This is a genomic window from Pedococcus sp. P2_D9 (genome assembly GCF_056404275.1).
The window spans coordinates 29,863-45,328 of sequence record NZ_JBFUEI010000014.1; the positions used below are offsets into that span (position 1 = coordinate 29,863).

Here is a 15,466-nt window from a genome sequence, read left to right on the forward strand (position 1 = left end):
GAACATTCAACTAACTACCTCCCCACGTGACTTAGCCCGCTCCACCGTGAGCGACGACGTCCAGCCACGCCTCGCGGAATGCGGACGCGGCGTGGCGGATTTGACCCTCTCGGATACCGTCATCCGCGATGCCGTGTCCACGCAGCGACGAATCCGCTGCACACGGGTCAGGAACTGAGGTTGAACCATGAGTGAGGGGCGCAAGCTCGTCATCGTCGAGTCGCCGGCCAAGGCGAAGACGATCGGCGGCTACCTGGGCAAGGACTGGGACGTCGAGGCGTCGGTCGGCCACATCCGCGACATCCCGACCCCGTCGGAGATGCCCGCCGACATGAAGAAGGGCCCCTTCGGCCGGTTCGGCGTGGACGTCGACAACGGCTTCGAGGCCTACTACGTCGTCGACGCCGACAAGAAGAAGAAGGTTTCCGAGCTCAAGCGACTGCTCAAGGGCGCCGACGAGCTCTACCTCGCCACTGATGAGGACCGCGAGGGCGAGGCCATCGCGTGGCACCTGCTCGAGGTGCTCCAGCCCAAGGTCCCGGTCAAGCGCATGGTCTTCCACGAGATCACCAAGGAGGCCATCCAGCGGGCCGCCAACACCACCCGCGACCTCGACGTCGCGATGGTCGACGCCCAGGAGACCCGGCGCATCCTCGACCGCCTCTACGGCTACGAGGTCAGCCCGGTCCTGTGGCGCAAGGTCAAGGCCGGCCTGTCCGCCGGTCGCGTGCAGTCGGTCGCGACCCGCATGGTCGTCGAGCGCGAGCGCGAGCGGATGGCGTTCGTCCGGGCGTCCTACTGGGACGTCGAGGGTGACTTCACCCCGGACGGCACCGCCAACCAGTTCGGGGCCCGGCTGTCGGCGGTCGACGGCGCCCGCGTGGCCACCGGCCGCGACTTCGCCGACGACGGCACGCTCAAGTCCAAGAGCGTCGTCCACCTCGACGAGGAGACCGCCAACTCCATTGCGCGACAGGTGATCTCGGCGCAGGTCAAGGTCACCAGCGTCCAGGAGAAGCCCTACACGCGGCGGCCCTCCGCACCGTTCACGACGAGCACCCTCCAACAGGAGGCCTCGCGCAAGCTGCGCCTCTCGTCCAAGAACGCGATGCGGGTCGCCCAGCGGCTCTACGAGAACGGCTACATCACCTACATGCGCACCGACAGCACCACGCTGTCGGAGGCCGCCCTCACCGCCGCGCGCCAGCAGGCTCGTGACCTGTATGGCGGGGAGTACGTCCCCGACGCCCCTCGCCGCTACGAGAAGAAGGTCAAGAACGCCCAGGAGGCGCACGAGGCCATCCGTCCCGCCGGTGACCGGTTCCGCACGCCGGCGCAGGTCGCCGGCGAGCTCCGCGGCGACGAGTTCGCCCTCTACGAGCTGATCTGGAAGCGCACCGTCGCGTCGCAGATGGCCGACGCCCGCGGGTCGACCGCGACGGTCAAGCTCGGGGGGACCCTCGAGGACGGCCAGGTCGTGGAGTTCAGCGCCTCGGGCACGGTCATCACCTTCCGCGGGTTCCTCGCGGCCTACGAAGAGGGTCATGACGAGGAGCAGATCAGCAGGGCTCAGGAGGCCGACGAGGAGCGTCGCCTGCCCAAGCTCAGCGAAGGCGTGGCGATCACCACGCTGCGCGCCGAGGCCGACGGGCACGAGACGTCCCCGCCCCCGCGCTACACCGAGGCAACGCTGGTGAAGGCCATGGAGGAGAAGGGGATCGGTCGACCCTCCACCTACGCCTCGACCGTGGGCACCATCCAGGACCGTGGCTACGTCAACACCCGCGGAAACGCCCTCATCCCCACGTGGCTCGCGTTCGCGGTGACCCGTCTGCTCGAGGAGCACTTCACCGAGCTGGTCGACTACGACTTCACCGCCTCGATGGAGGAGGACCTCGACCGCATCGCCGGCGGCGACGAGCAGCGGGCACGATGGCTACACCGGTTCTACTTCGGTGGTGACGGCCTCGGTGTCCCGGCGGTCGGCGGCAGTGGCGGCGGCCTCGTCGGTGGTTCCGGGCAGGGCCTCAAGCACCTGGTCGAGGACCTCGGCGAGATCGACGCGCGTGCGATCTCCACCATCGAGATCGGCGAGGGCATCGTCGTGCGGGTCGGACGCTACGGTCCGTACGTCGAGGAGACCGTGCCCCAGGGCGTCGACCTGTCGACCGGTGAGATGAGCGACGATGCGGCGATCACCCCTCGCCGCGCCACGATCAACGACGACATCGCTCCCGACGAGATGACGCCGGCCAAGGCACGCGAGCTGCTCGAGCAGTCCGCCGACGACGGCAAGGTCCTGGGTCAGGACCCCACCAACGGCCGCGACATCGTCGCCAAGGCCGGTCGCTACGGTCCCTACGTCACCGAGGTGCTGGACGAGGAGACCGCAGCCCTCAAGGGCAAGGCCAAGGTCAAGCCGCGCACCGCCAGCCTGTTCAAGGACATGGATCTCGCGACCCTCGACCTCGACACCGCGCTCAAGCTGCTCAGCCTGCCCCGGGTCGTGGGGATCTCCAAGGAGGAGGACGGCACCGAGGTCGAGATCACGGCGCAGAACGGCCGCTACGGCCCCTACCTCAAGAAGGACACCGACTCCCGCTCGCTGGCCACCGAGCAGCAGCTCTTCGACATCACCCTCGAGGAGGCGCTGGCGATCTACGCCCAGCCCAAGCAGCGGGGTCGCGCGTCCACGGCTCCCCTCAAGGAGCTCGGCAGCGACCCGGTGTCGGGCAGGCCGATGGTGGTCAAGGATGGCCGCTTCGGGCCCTACGTCACCGACGGCGAGACCAACTCGACGCTGCGCAAGGGTGACGACCCCGAGTCGATCACCCCCGAGCGCGGTGCGGAGCTGCTGGCCGAGAAGCGCGCCAAGGGGCCGACCACCCGCAAGCGGGCCGCGAAGAAGACGACCAAGAAGGCTGCCACGAAGAAGACGGCTGCCAAGAAGTCGACCGCCACGAAGTCAGCGGCCAAGAAGGCCTAGGGCCCATGCCGATCGAGCAGACCACCGCCCGAAAGCTGGACCAGCGCCTGGCGCGCGAACAGTCCGACAGGCGGCTGCCGTCCGTGTGTGCTGGCCTGGTGCGCGGTGGCGAGCTGGCGTGGTCGGGCGCTGTGGGCACGCTGTCGGGTCGCGCCGACGGTGAGCCCGCCACCGCGGACACGCAGTACCGCATCGGCTCGATCACCAAGACGTTCGTCGGCGTCGAGGTGCTGCGCCTGCGTGACGAGGGACGGTTCGAGCTCAACGACGCGATCAGCGGCCACCTCGCCGAGACGGCCGACACCGCCTTCGGCGGCGTCACGATCGCCCAGCTGCTCTCGCACACGTCTGGCCTGCAGGCCGAGACCTCGGGACCGTGGTGGGAGCGGACGCCGGGTGGCAGCTGGTCCGACCTGGTGGCCAGCCGACCGGCCCTGCGGTTCCGTCCGGGTGCGCGGTTCCACTACTCCAACGTCGGGTATGCCGTGCTCGGCGAGCTCGTGGCGCGGCTCCGCGGCATGCCGTGGGGTGACGTCGTCCGCACGAATCTCCTTGACCCGCTTGGCATGTCTCGCACCTCCATGCGTCCCGTCGCACCCGCGGCGCCCGGCTGGGCGGTCCACCCGCTCGCCGACCTGTTGCACGTCGAGCCCGAGCACGACGCGGGCTCGATGGCCCCTGCCGGGCAGCTCTGGTCGACCGTGACGGACCTCAGTCGCTGGGCCACGTTCCTGGCCGGTGACACCGCCGGCCTGCTGAGCCCGCAGACCCTCGACGAGATGTGCCTGCCCATCGCCGTCAACGACAACCCGGGCCAGGCCTGGACGGGCGCGCACGGTCTGGGTTGGCAGGTCTGGAACCTCGACGGCGTCCGGTATGCCGGTCACGGCGGTTCGATGCCCGGCTTCCTGGCCGGCCTCCGCGTCAACCGCGACACCGGCGACGGCTGCGTGGTCTTCGCCAACGCCACGTCGGGGATGGCCCTCGGCAACGACCTGTTGGACCTGCTCGTCGACCACGAGCCCCTGCCGGTCAAGCCCTGGTCCGCCGACGCGGACCAGGCCTCCGGGCTGGAACTGGTCGGTGACTGGTACTGGGGCACCACGGCATACGACCTGCGCCTGTCGGCCGACGGGCACCTCGTCCTGGGGGAGCCGGGCGCCAACCGCGGCTCCCGGTTCCGGCCCACCGAGACCGGGTGGGTGGGCCTCGACGGCTACCACGAGGGTGAGCCGCTCGTGGTAGTCCGCGGCGCGGACGGCCGGCCCAGCCACCTCGACCTGGGGTCGTTCCGCTTCAGCCGGACGCCCTACGACCCGGCGGCCGACATCCCCGGCGACATCCACCCCGACCGCTGGCACTGACGCACCCAACCGGAGGGAAACGGGTGAAATCGTGACACGCGCCTGATGTGTGCGGAGGACATGTTCTGTCAGGGTTGTGTGGCGAACCCGGCCATATCAGGCGTCACGGCGCGCGCCTAGGGTTCTGCAGAACGCGACGGCTCCGCACCGTCGCACCGAGCCGCACGAGGAGGTGCCGGTGCCCCGCGACGCCACCACGGACACGGCTGGAGCCCTGCTCCAGACCCGCGCCCTGACCAAGGAGTTCCGCGGTTTCCGCGCCGTCTCCGACGTGAGCCTCAGCGTCACCGAAGGCACTGTCCACGCCCTCGTCGGGCCCAACGGTGCGGGCAAGACCACGCTGTTCAACCTGCTCACCGGCTTCCTCGCGCCCACCTCGGGGCAGATCCTCTTCCGCGGCGACGACATCACCGGCCGCCAGCCCGAGCAGATCGCCCACCTCGGCATCGCGCGCTCGTTCCAGATCACCAGCCTGTTCGACCAGATGAGCGCCGTCGACCACGTCGAGCTCGCCCTCGCGTCGCCCACCGGGCTCGGCTACCGGTTCTGGCGGTCGTCCTCGCAGATGCGCCAGTTCCGCGACCGCGCCATGGACCTGCTCGGGCAGGTCGGCCTGGCCGACCGCTCCGGTGCCGCCGCGGGGTCACTGGCATACGGGCAGAAGCGGGCCCTCGAGCTCGCCCTGGCCCTGGCCCTGGATCCCCAGCTGCTGCTGCTCGACGAGCCGACAGCCGGGATGGGCCTCGAGGACGTCGATCGCACCATCGCCCTCGTCAAGCAGGTCGCCGAGGGACGGACCGTCGTCCTCGTCGACCACAACATGCACGTGGTGGGGTCGTTGGCCGACACGGTGACGGTGCTGCAGGCCGGGCAGGTGCTGGCCGAGGGCAGCTACGACCAGGTGCGCCACGACGAGCGCGTCATCACCGCCTACCTCGGACAGGCAGGGTGACCCCGATGGCTGGTGAGGTCCTCGAGATCGACGGGCTGTCGGCGTGGTACGGCGAGGCTCGCGTGCTCTCCGACGTCGACCTGCGCGTGGCCCCGGGAGAGGTCGTGACCCTCGTGGGCCGCAACGGCGCAGGGAAGACCACGTTGCTGCGCTCCGTGATGGGTCTGCACCGGCAGGTCGAGGGCACCGTCTCGTGGGCCGGCCAGGCGCTCGGCAGGTCCAGCGCCGACAAGCGGGCCAAGGCCGGCATCGGCTGGGTGCCCGACGACCGGGGCATCTATGCCACGTTGTCGGTGCAGGAGAACCTGCTGCTGCCGCCGATCACCAGCAAGGCAGACGCCTGGAGCCTCGAGCAGGTCTACGAGCAGTTCCCCGTGCTCCAGGAGCGGCGGGACTTCCCCGGCACCAAGCTGTCCGGTGGCGAGCAACAGATGCTGGCCATCGCCCGAGTGCTGCGCACCGGCTCCCGCCTGCTCCTGCTGGACGAGCCGTCCGAGGGCCTGGCGCCCGTGATCGTCCAGCAGATCGGCGACATCATCCGCCAGATCAAGGACCAGGGCGTCTCCGTGCTCCTCGTCGAGCAGAACGTCACGTTCGCCTCGACGGTCGCCGACCGCCACTACCTGCTGGCCCAGGGACGCGTCGTGGAGTCGCTCGACAACGACTCGTTCCAGTCCCGCACCTCCGAGCTGCTCGAGTACCTCGGCATGTGAGCACCGCACCAGCCCCACCCGCACCGCCCCACCCGCTTCCCCCACCCGCTCCCACCACCAAGAGACAGACACCCGTACAAGGACCCCAGGAGGGGAACATGCAGCGCACCAAGACCAGACAGTCCATGGCCTTCATGGCCATCGCTGTCACCGGCAGCCTCGTTCTCGCCGCCTGTGGCGGGGCCGGCGGCCCCAGCTCCGCCGGCGGAAAGATCAGTGACGACAAGGTCGTCATCGGTCTGCTCAACGACCAGTCCGGCGTCTACAAGGACCTGTCCGGCCCCAACTCCAAGATCGCGATCCAGATGGCGGTCGACGACTACAAGGCCAAGTACGGCGACAAGGCGGTGGCCAAGAACATCGAGATCGTCGCGGCTGACCACCAGAACAAGCCCGACATCGCCAACACCAAGGCCCAGGAGATGTACGACCGCGACAAGGCCGACATCATCCTCGACGTGCCGACCTCGTCGGCGGCGCTCGCCGTCGCCACCCAGGCCAAGGCGAAGAAGAAGCTGTTCATCGACATCGGCGCCGGCAGCACTGCCCTGACTGGCAAGTCCTGCAACAAGTACACGTTCCACTGGGCCTACGACACGGCCATGCTGGCCCGCGGCACCGGCAGCGCGGTCGTCGAAGGTGGCGGCAAGAACTGGTCGATCGTCTACCCCGACTACGCCTTCGGCCAGGACATGACCAAGTCGTTCACTGCTTCCGTCAAGGGGGCGGGTGGAACCGTGCAGCAGTCGATCGCGACGCCGTTCCCGAACGAGAACTTCGCCACCTTCATCACCAAGGCGGCATCGTCCAAGCCCGATGTCGTCGGGATCATGGCCGCCGGTGGAGACCTGGTGAACTTCGTCAAGCAGTACAACCAAGCCGGCATGCAGGAGAAGGCGCAGCTGGCCGTCGGCCTGATGTTCATCACCGACATCCACTCCCTCGGTGTCGACGCGTTCAAGAACACGACGTTCACGGACGCCTGGTACTGGAACTTCGACGCCAAGAACAAGGCCTGGGCCGACAAGTTCAAGGCCAAGACCAACACCCGTCCCTCGTTCGCGCACGCGGGCAACTACTCCGCGGCCCTCAACTACCTCGAGGCGATCCAGGCGGCGGGGACCGACAGCTCCGACGCCGTCGTGAAGCAGCTCGAGGGCAAGAAGATCGACGACCTGTTCCTGCGCAACGGCGAGGTCCGGGCCGCGGACCACAACGTGATCCACGACTCCTACCTCGTGAAGGTCAAGAGCAAGGACCAGGTCAAGGAGGACTGGGACTACGAGGAAGTCGTCAAGACCATCCCCGCGGCCGACGCCTACGGGCCCGCCTCCACCGACTGCACGATGTGACCCTCGGTCACCACGACTGAGTCACCACAGCGGGAGGTATGCCGCCCGCTCGCCTCGAGCGGGCGGCATACCCTCCTCCCCACCCCGACAACCACGGGAAGACGCGCATGAGTGCCTTCATCCAGTACACGCTCCAGGGCCTGGCCCTCGGCGGCTTCTACGCGCTGGCCGCGCTGGGACTGGCCGTGATCTTCGGTGTCCTCGGGGTGGTCAACTTCAGCCACGGCGCCTGCTACATGCTCGGCGCGGTGGGGGCCGCCGTCCTGCTCGACTCGACCGGTCTCGGCTTCTGGTGGGCACTGCCGATCATGACGATCGCGATGTTCCTGTTCGGCGTGCTCATGGAACGCCTGCTGGTCCAGTGGCTGCTGCGGCTCGACCCGCTCTACAACTTCCTGCTGACCTTCGGCCTGACCCTCCTGCTCGTCGACGTGGTCAAGAAGAAGTACGGCGTCTCGGGGCTGCCCTACCCGCTCCCGGCCGGCCTCGGGGGACGGATCACCATGGGTGCGGTCTCGCTGTCGACCTACCAGGTGTTCGCGGCGGTCTTCTCGATCGTTGTCTGCCTCGGCGTCTGGCTCGTCCTGACCAAGACCCGCGTGGGCATGATCGTGCGCGCCTCAACAGAGGATGCCGAGCGGTCGCGAGCCCTCGGCATCAACGTGAGTCGTTGGGTGACACCGGTTTTCGGGTTCGGCATCGCCCTGGCGGGCCTCGCCGGTGTGCTGCGCGCCCCCACGGGCTCGGTGAACGCCGACATGGGCAGCTTCTTCATCATCATCCTGTTCGCAGTCGTCGTGATCGGCGGGCTCGGCTCGATCCTGGGCGCGGTCGTGGCCGGCTTCCTGGTGGGGCTCGTCGAGGCCTACGGCCAGGGGTATGCCGGCCGGTTCAGCCAGGTCTTCATCTTCATGCTCATGGCCGTGGTGGTGCTGGTCCGGCCCTCCGGCCTGTTCGGCCGCGAGGAGGCTGCGTCATGAGTGCCCAGCTCGAGAACAAGGTCGAGGTCGAGCTGCCCGCCGGGCCTGTCGTGGCCGCTCAACGCCCCCTGGTGCGCTGGGTCATGCTGGCCGTCGGGCTGCTGGTGACGCTCGCCCTGCCGTGGTTCATCTACCCGCCCGTGGCGATGGACATCGCGGCCTGGGCGTTGTTCGCGATCTCGGTCGACCTGTTGCTGGGCTACACCGGCCTGCTGTCGTTCGGCCACGCCGCGTTCTGGGGCACGTCGGCATACACGACGGGCCTGATCGCCAGCCACGTCGGGTTGCCCTTCCCCGTCGCGATCCTGGGCGGCGCCGTCGTGGCGATGGTGCTGGCCGTGCCGATCGGCTACCTGTCGGTCAAGCGGACCGGCATCTACTTCGCGATGGTGACCCTGGCCTTCGCGCAGATGATCTACTTCATCGCCAACCAGTGGCGCTCGGTGACCGGTGGCGAGAACGGCCTGCAGGGGATCCCCAAGAACCTCGGCCCGCTGACCGACACCATCAACGCCGACTCGTTCTACTTCTACTACGCGGCGCTGCCGATCATCCTGCTCGGCGTCTTCATCGCCTGGCGCACGGTCAACAGCCCGTTCGGCCGGGTGCTCGTCGCGATCCGGGACAACCCGGCGCGGGCCAGGGCGCTGGGCTACGACGTGGAGCGCTACAAGATCATGGCGTTCGTGCTGTCGGCCGGGCTCGCGGGTCTGGCGGGCGGGGTGTTCTCGATCAGCCACGGGTTCGCCTCGCTCCAGGAGCTGATCTGGACCACGTCCGGCAAGGTCGTGCTCATCACCGTGCTCGGCGGGATCGGCACGCTGTGGGGCGCAGTGGTCGGCGCCGCCCTGGTCGTCACCCTCGAGGACCAGCTGGCGTCGTCGGGCTTCAACGGCATCGGGATCGTCACCGGCGCGATCTTCGTCATCATCGTGCTGGCGTTCCGCCACGGCATCTGGGGCACCGCTCGCAACGGCCTGAGCTCCTGGCTCCGCAAGCGCCGCCACGCCAGGGACTCCTGACCCCGCCCCCGCGCAGGGGGACTTGACCCTCACGCGGCGTGAGGCGTCACAGTGGTGCGCATGACCGATCGCACGACCAAGGCGCAGCCACTCACGGTGGGGCAGGTGGCCGAGCAGCTCGACGTGACGGTGCGCACGTTGCACCACTACGACGAGATCGGGCTCCTGCGGCCGAGCGAGCGATCGTCGGCGGGCTACCGGCTCTACACGGCTGACGACCTCACGCGCCTGCAGCACGTGGTGGTCTACCGCCGCCTGGGGTTCGCCCTCGAGGAGATCGCGCTTCTCCTGGACCACCCCGAGAGCGTCGAGCAGCACCTGCGTCGCCAACGCGCGGCGGTCCAGCAACGGCTCGACGAGATGAGCGACCTCGTCACGGCCATCGACCGAGCACTGGAGAGAGAGATGAACGACGAACACGCCACGGCAGAGGACCTGAAGGAGCTCTTCGGCGAAGGCTTCGAGGACGCCCAGGCCGAAGCGGAGCAACGTTGGGGCGACAGCGACGCGTGGCAGCAGTCGCAGCGGCGCACGAAGAGCTACACCAAGGCCGACTGGGAGGCGGTCAAGGCCGAGAGCGACGCCCTGCACAAGGGGTTCAACGACGCGATGGACGCGGGGGAGCCGCCAACGAGCGTGGCGGCGATGGACGCCGCCGAGGCCCACCGGCTCAACATCAACGAGCGCTTCTACGACTGCCCGCCGCAGTTCCACCGCAACCTGGCCGATATGTACACCAGCGACCCACGGTTCACGGCGACGTACGACGAGATCCGGCCGGGGATGGCGCACTACGTCCGTGACGCGATCTACGCCAACGCCGACCGGCAGGAGCAGCCCACCGCCTGAGCCGGTTGTTGGGGCGGGACTTCAGGTGCAGCAACGCCGACCCTGCTGGCTACCCTCGGACGATGAGCCGGTCGGCAGTGGACTTCAGCACCGTGCCCTGGCCGGTACGCACCCGCCGTGCCTCCCTGCGACCGGTCAGCGCTGATGACGTCGACGGGGTGCTCAGGCACCGGTCGCTTCCAGAGGTGGCCGAGTTCCTCAGCCGTGGGCCGCTCGACCGCGCCGAGGTGGCCGAGCGCATCGCCGGCGACATGGCGCGGAGCCAGCCGGGCCACCCGGAGCCGCTCCTCGGCCTCGTCATCGAGGTGGAGGGCGCGGTGGTGGGCGACGCGATGATCCGGCTCGAACCCGACGACAACGGCATGTGGGTGGCGGTCCTCGGCTACACGGTCCACCCCGACTCGACCGGGCGGGGGCTGGCGACCGAGGTCGCCGAGGCGCTGGTCCGCCTGAGCTTCGCCCACCTGGGGGTGGCGATGGTCCAGGCCGACGTGTTCGTCCCCCACCGCGCCTCGCAACGGGTGCTGGAGAAGGTCGGGCTGCGGCGCGTGGCCGAAAGGCGCGCGGGCAGTGACGGCGACGGACGCCCCCGGATGGACGACTACGTGTATGCCGTGACCGCGGCAGAGTGGGCCGCGTCCAGCTCCTCGTCGCGGCCCGCAGCGGACGAGGACCGAGCCCGCCGATGAGGTACTACGACCATCGCCCAATACCGCGCGACCACGACGCGGCCGCACTGTGGATCCGTCACAATCCAGTACGGAAGGATCCGCCATGAAGCGCACGACCATCACCTTGGCCGCTCTGCTGGCCGCCCTCGTCCCGGCCGCGGTCGGGCTCTGGGGGAACGCGTCGTTCTCGCAGGCCGTGCCGGTGCGCGTCCCTGCGAGCGCACAGGTGGTCACGCCGACGACCGGTGCCACCACGGCTGACGACCACGGTGGCGACACCCCGCGCGACCAGCGCACCGAGCTTGGCGACGACCGCGACGACCGCTCGGCCACCTCTACCGCCACCTCGAGCGGGACGCGGACGACCGAGGCCGGCGACGACCGCGGTGGCGACATCCCGCGCGACCAGCGCACCGAGCCAGGCGACGACCGCGACTCCGGTTCGGGTGGGTCGGGTTCGGGCTCGAGCTCGGCCGACAACTCTGGTCCGGGGTCCACCTCCAGCGGTTCCGGTTCCTCCGGCTCCGGTTCCTCCGGCAGCAGCGGTTCCGGCTCCGGCTCCAGCGGTTCGGGCCAGTCCGGCTCCGGCCGCTCCGATTCCGACGACGGTGGGTCCGACGACCACGGCGGCCACGGAAGCGACGACTGAGTGGACCAACGCACCTCTTCGGTCGCCCCGACGCAGCCCCTGCGCGTCGAGGCGACCGATGCTGCTCCCTGGGTGACGGTCTCCCGCCGCAGCGACACCGCGGCCGCGCAGCCGCCGGTCAGCCCGCGCAGGGTCCTCACCCAGGTCGTGGGCGGCCTCGCGGTGGTGCTGTTGGTCGTCGGGCTCCTGGGGTCGTGGGCCGCCCAGCGACTCGCCGAGCGCGAGGCGGTCACCGACGCCGCCACCATCGCCGACGTCCTCGCCGAGGCCGTCATCACCCCCTCGCTGACCGACGCCCTGGCGGACGGCGACCCCGCCGCCGTGGCCGCCATGGACGCCGCCATCCGTGAGCGGGTGCTGGGTCCTCGCATCATGCGGGTGAAGCTCTGGTCTCCCGAGGGCAAGGTCCTCTATGCGGACGAGCCCCAGCTGGTGGGTCGCACCTTCGCGCTCAGCGAGGACCAACGGGTGGCCCTCTCGCAGCCGCAGACCAAGGCCGAGGTGTCGGAGCTGGACTCGACCGAGAACGAGTTCGAGACCGGCGGGCGCGCCCTGGAGGTCTACCGACCCGTATGGACTCCCAGTGGGCGTGAGCTCCTCTTCGAGACCTACTCGCCGTATGACTCCGTCAGGCAGCGCAGCAGCCAGCTCTGGCGCGGGTTCGCCGGGGTGACCGTCAGCAGCCTGCTGCTGCTCGTGGTCCTGACGGCTCCGATCCTCTGGCGGCTGCTGCGTCGCCTCAGTGAGGCGCAGCGCCACCGCGAGCGGTTGCTCGAACGCACTCTGGAGGCGTCCGACGCCGAACGTCGCCGGATCGCCGGCACCCTGCACGACGGCCCGGTCCAGGACCTCGTGGGATCGGCGTTCGTCGCCGCGGGTTCGGCTGCCAAGGCCGAGTCGTCCGGGCAGCCGCGGATGGCCGACGACCTCCGAGGCCTGGCCGCCTCGGTGCGTGGCAACATCCGGACGCTCCGGACGCTCCTGGTCGACATCTACCCGCCGAGCCTCGCCAGCGCCGGGCTGGCCACGGCACTGGTCGACCTGGCCCAGTCCGGCGCCGCCCGTGGCCTGACGGTGCACGTCGATGTCGAAGGGGCCGACGACCTCGGGCTGACCCAGGACCAGGAACGACTCGTCCACCGGGTGGCCCAGGAGTGCCTGCGCAACAGCGCCAAGCACGCAGCCCCGGGCACCGCGACGATCCGGCTCGGCCGTGAGGACGGCTCGGTCGTGCTCGACGTGCTCGACGACGGGCCCGGCTTCGAGACGTCCAGGCTCGAGGCCCCTGACCAGGGGCACTTCGGGCTGCGCGTGCTGGCCGACCTCGCGAGCGACGCCGGCGCGGTGCTCCAGGTGGCGTCGCGCCCCGGTGCCGGGACGCACTGGCGGCTCGTGGTGCAACCGGAGCAGACCCCGTGATCCGGGTCGTGGTGGTCGACGACCACGCGATGGTGCGCACTGGGCTCGCGGCTCTCCTCGAGGCCAGTGACGACCTCACGGTGGTGGGCCAGGCTGCCGACGGTCGCGCGGCCAGGGAAGTCGCCGTCGAGACGCTTCCGGACGTCGTGCTCATGGATCTGTCGATGCCCGTCATGGACGGTGTTGCCGCGACCCGGGAGGTGTTGGCGGCGGTCCCCGACGCGAAGGTCGTCGTCCTGACGTCGTTCTCCGACCGGCGACGGGTGAGTGAGGCGCTCGACGCGGGGGCGGTGGGCTACCAGCTGAAGGACTGCGAACCAGCCGATCTCCTCGCGGCGGTCCGTGCAGCCGCGGCCGGTCACGCCCCCCTGGACCCCCGGGTTGCCAAGGTCCTGCTACCGGCGCCGGGGGCGCGTCCGGCGGACGGGCTGAGCCGTCGCGAACAGCAGGTGCTCCGCCTGGTCGCCGACGGCCTCGCGAACAAGCAGGTCGCGCGAGCCCTGGGCATCACCGAGCGCACGGTGAAGGCCCACCTGGGACGCGTGTTCCGCCAGATCGGCGTGCTCGATCGCACGAGCGCCGCCCTCTGGGCGCGCGAGCACCTCGACGACGAGGGCTGACGGGGGGCCACCCATCCCGAGCACGAGGTATGCCGCGTGGTCACCCGGCCGCGCGGCATACCTCCGCGGGCGGGGTGTGTCCCCCCGCTGGCCTAGGCTCGGCCCGTGACCGACGGACTCTTCATCGCCTTCGAGGGCGGCGACGGCGCGGGCAAGTCCACCCAGGTGGCCCTGCTCCGCGAGGCCCTCGAGACCGCCGGGCGCACGGTGACGGTCACCCGCCAGCCCGGTGGCACCGACCTGGGCCGGGAGATCCGCGACCTGGTGCTGCACGGCGCCCATGTGGCGCCACGGGCCGAGGCGCTCCTGTTCGCGGCGGACAAGGCCCACCACGTCGACCAGCTCATCCGGCCGGCACTCGACCGTGGCGAGGTGGTGCTGACCGACCGCTACACCGACTCGGCCGTGGCCTACCAGGGCGCGGGGCGAGACCTCGGGGCGGAGGAGATCCACGACCTCAACATGTGGGCGGTCGACCACCTGGTGCCCGACCTGACCGTCGTCGTCGACGTGTCGGCCGAGGAGGGTCGCCGCCGCCGTGGCGACGTCCACGACCGGCTGGAGGCCGAGGCGGACGCCTTTCACCAGGCGATCCGCGCGCACTACCTGGCCATGGCCCAGGGCAACCCCGAGCGCTACCTCGTCGTCGACGGGACGCTGGCCCCCGACGCGATCCATGCCCAGGTCGTGCAGCGGCTCCAGACGATGGGAGCACTGCCGTGACCGTGTGGCGCGACGTCATCGGGCAGGCCACGGCGGTCGCGACCCTGCAGCGGGCGGTCACCGACCCCAGCGCCATGACGCACGCCTGGCTGCTCACCGGGCCACCCGGGTCCGGGCGATCGGTGGCGGCCCGGGCGTTCGCCGCCGCGCTCGAGTGCCCCCAGCACGGCTGCGGCGAGTGCCGCGAGTGCCGCACAGCTGTCGACGGCACCCATGCCGACGTGGATGTCATTGCCACTGAAGGACTTTCGATCAAGGTGGAGCAGGCTCGCGAGCTCGCTGCGATGTCGGCGCTGCGGCCGTCGGTCGGCCCGTGGCGGGTCATCATCGTCGAGGACGCCGACCGTCTGACCGAGCGCGCCGCCGACGCCCTGCTCAAGGCGATCGAGGAGCCGGTGGCCCGCACGGTGTGGATCCTGTGCGCTCCCTCGCTGGAGGACGTCGTCATCACCATCCGCTCGCGCTCGCGGCACGTCCGGTTGCGCACCCCGCCTGCCGAGGCGGTCGCCGAGCTGCTGCACCGCCGCGACGGCGTCGAGATGCCGATGGCGATGTATGCCGCGCGGGCGGCACAGAGCCACGTGGGGCTCGCTCGGCGGCTGGCCCGCGACGAGGGCGCGCGGATCAGGCGCCGCGACGTGATCAGCCTGGCGGGGCGGATCCACGGTGTCGGAGACGCGATCGGTGCTGCCGCCGACCTCGCCTCGATCGCCGACGAGGAGTCCAGCGCGGCTGCGGCGGAGCGCGACTCGGCGGAGCGGCAGCGGCTCATGGAGTTGCTGGGAGCCGACCCGTCGGCCCGCACGCAGCCACCCCACATCCGCAGCCAGCTCTCCGGCCTCGAGAAGGAGCAGAAGGCGCGGGCCACCCGGCACTCGCGCGACGTCCTCGACCGGTCGCTCGTCGACCTGTTGTCGGTCTATCGCGACGCCCTCATCCTGCACAGCGGAGCAGCCCTCGGGCTGGTCAACCAGGACAGCCTGCCCATCGTCCAGGGGGTGGCCCGCTCGATGAGCGCCGAGCAGCTGCTCCAGGCGATGGACGCCATCGGCACGGCCCGCGAGCGGATCGGCCTCAACGTTGCCCCGCTGCTGGCGCTGGAGGCCATGGCCATCTCGCTCCGGGTGCCGCGGTGAGTCGGCCCCAGCTGCTCGGGATACGGTCGA

At 70.2% G+C, this 15,466-nt stretch carries 14 protein-coding genes; all 14 read left to right on the forward strand.

Features of this window, described 5'->3' with window-relative positions; genetic code table 11:
* Window positions 1–187: 187 nt before the first annotated feature.
* The 14 genes from topA to AC1DXJ_RS18640 all read left to right on the forward strand — a co-directional run bounded on the left by topA (window position 188) and on the right by AC1DXJ_RS18640 (window position 15,436).
* The gene (topA, locus tag AC1DXJ_RS18575) at window positions 188–2,986 is read left to right on the forward strand and encodes a type I DNA topoisomerase (RefSeq protein ID WP_477637626.1); all 2,799 of its coding nucleotides are present in this window, start codon (window positions 188–190) and stop codon (window positions 2,984–2,986) included.
* Between the two features lie 5 nt (window positions 2,987–2,991).
* Window positions 2,992–4,350: a serine hydrolase domain-containing protein gene (locus tag AC1DXJ_RS18580; RefSeq protein ID WP_477613870.1), complete on the forward strand. Its 1,359-nt coding sequence runs from the start codon at window positions 2,992–2,994 to the stop codon at window positions 4,348–4,350.
* A 178-nt stretch (window positions 4,351–4,528) separates the two neighbouring features.
* The gene (locus AC1DXJ_RS18585; RefSeq protein WP_477633177.1) at window positions 4,529–5,302 is read left to right on the forward strand and encodes an ABC transporter ATP-binding protein; all 774 of its coding nucleotides are present in this window, start codon (window positions 4,529–4,531) and stop codon (window positions 5,300–5,302) included.
* 5 nt (window positions 5,303–5,307) lie between these two features.
* Entirely contained in the window at window positions 5,308–6,015 is a 708-nt protein-coding gene (locus AC1DXJ_RS18590; protein WP_477613868.1) for an ABC transporter ATP-binding protein, read from the forward strand.
* A gap of 98 nt (window positions 6,016–6,113) precedes the next feature.
* The gene (locus AC1DXJ_RS18595; RefSeq protein WP_477633179.1) at window positions 6,114–7,367 is read left to right on the forward strand and encodes an ABC transporter substrate-binding protein; all 1,254 of its coding nucleotides are present in this window, start codon (window positions 6,114–6,116) and stop codon (window positions 7,365–7,367) included.
* A 107-nt stretch (window positions 7,368–7,474) separates the two neighbouring features.
* Entirely contained in the window at window positions 7,475–8,347 is an 873-nt protein-coding gene (locus AC1DXJ_RS18600; protein ID WP_477613866.1) for a branched-chain amino acid ABC transporter permease, read from the forward strand.
* Window positions 8,344–9,369, forward strand: a complete 1,026-nt coding sequence (locus tag AC1DXJ_RS18605; protein ID WP_477637627.1) for a branched-chain amino acid ABC transporter permease — start codon at window positions 8,344–8,346, stop codon at window positions 9,367–9,369. The genes AC1DXJ_RS18600 and AC1DXJ_RS18605 overlap by 4 nt, the downstream gene beginning before the upstream one ends.
* A 60-nt stretch (window positions 9,370–9,429) precedes the next feature.
* Window positions 9,430–10,218: a MerR family transcriptional regulator gene (locus tag AC1DXJ_RS18610; RefSeq protein ID WP_477637628.1), complete on the forward strand. Its 789-nt coding sequence runs from the start codon at window positions 9,430–9,432 to the stop codon at window positions 10,216–10,218.
* 62 nt (window positions 10,219–10,280) lie between these two features.
* Entirely contained in the window at window positions 10,281–10,907 is a 627-nt protein-coding gene (locus AC1DXJ_RS18615; RefSeq protein WP_477637629.1) for a GNAT family N-acetyltransferase, read from the forward strand.
* Window positions 10,908–10,992: 85 nt separating this feature from the next.
* A complete protein-coding gene (locus AC1DXJ_RS18620; protein ID WP_477637630.1) occupies window positions 10,993–11,538 on the forward strand; it encodes a hypothetical protein in 546 nt (181 codons plus the stop codon).
* Complete coding sequence (locus AC1DXJ_RS18625; RefSeq protein ID WP_477637631.1) at window positions 11,539–12,957, forward strand: sensor histidine kinase; 1,419 nt, start codon at window positions 11,539–11,541, stop codon at window positions 12,955–12,957.
* Window positions 12,954–13,577, forward strand: coding sequence for a response regulator (locus tag AC1DXJ_RS18630; RefSeq protein ID WP_477613860.1), 624 nt, complete (start codon window positions 12,954–12,956; stop codon window positions 13,575–13,577). The genes AC1DXJ_RS18625 and AC1DXJ_RS18630 overlap by 4 nt, the downstream gene beginning before the upstream one ends.
* Before the next feature lie 105 nt (window positions 13,578–13,682).
* The gene (gene tmk, locus AC1DXJ_RS18635; protein ID WP_477633185.1) at window positions 13,683–14,300 is read left to right on the forward strand and encodes a dTMP kinase; all 618 of its coding nucleotides are present in this window, start codon (window positions 13,683–13,685) and stop codon (window positions 14,298–14,300) included.
* Window positions 14,297–15,436 (forward strand): DNA polymerase III subunit delta', encoded by a 1,140-nt coding sequence (locus tag AC1DXJ_RS18640; RefSeq protein WP_477637632.1) that lies wholly within the window; start codon window positions 14,297–14,299, stop codon window positions 15,434–15,436. Before tmk ends, AC1DXJ_RS18640 begins: the two co-directional genes overlap by 4 nt.
* Window positions 15,437–15,466 lie beyond the last annotated feature (30 nt).

Excerpts from the sequence above, each read along its gene's own strand:
- topA (WP_477637626.1), top strand. The coding sequence starts at position 188 with ATGAGTGAGGGGCGCAAGCTCGTCATCGTCGAGTCGCCGGCCAAGGCG.
- AC1DXJ_RS18580 (WP_477613870.1), top strand. The coding sequence starts at position 2,992 with ATGCCGATCGAGCAGACCACCGCCCGAAAGCTGGACCAGCGCCTGGCG.
- AC1DXJ_RS18590 (WP_477613868.1), top strand. The coding sequence starts at position 5,308 with ATGGCTGGTGAGGTCCTCGAGATCGACGGGCTGTCGGCGTGGTACGGC.
- AC1DXJ_RS18595 (WP_477633179.1), top strand. The coding sequence starts at position 6,114 with ATGCAGCGCACCAAGACCAGACAGTCCATGGCCTTCATGGCCATCGCT.
- AC1DXJ_RS18600 (WP_477613866.1), top strand. The coding sequence starts at position 7,475 with ATGAGTGCCTTCATCCAGTACACGCTCCAGGGCCTGGCCCTCGGCGGC.
- AC1DXJ_RS18605 (WP_477637627.1), top strand. The coding sequence starts at position 8,344 with ATGAGTGCCCAGCTCGAGAACAAGGTCGAGGTCGAGCTGCCCGCCGGG.
- AC1DXJ_RS18610 (WP_477637628.1), top strand. The coding sequence starts at position 9,430 with ATGACCGATCGCACGACCAAGGCGCAGCCACTCACGGTGGGGCAGGTG.
- AC1DXJ_RS18615 (WP_477637629.1), top strand. The coding sequence starts at position 10,281 with ATGAGCCGGTCGGCAGTGGACTTCAGCACCGTGCCCTGGCCGGTACGC.
- AC1DXJ_RS18620 (WP_477637630.1), top strand. The coding sequence starts at position 10,993 with ATGAAGCGCACGACCATCACCTTGGCCGCTCTGCTGGCCGCCCTCGTC.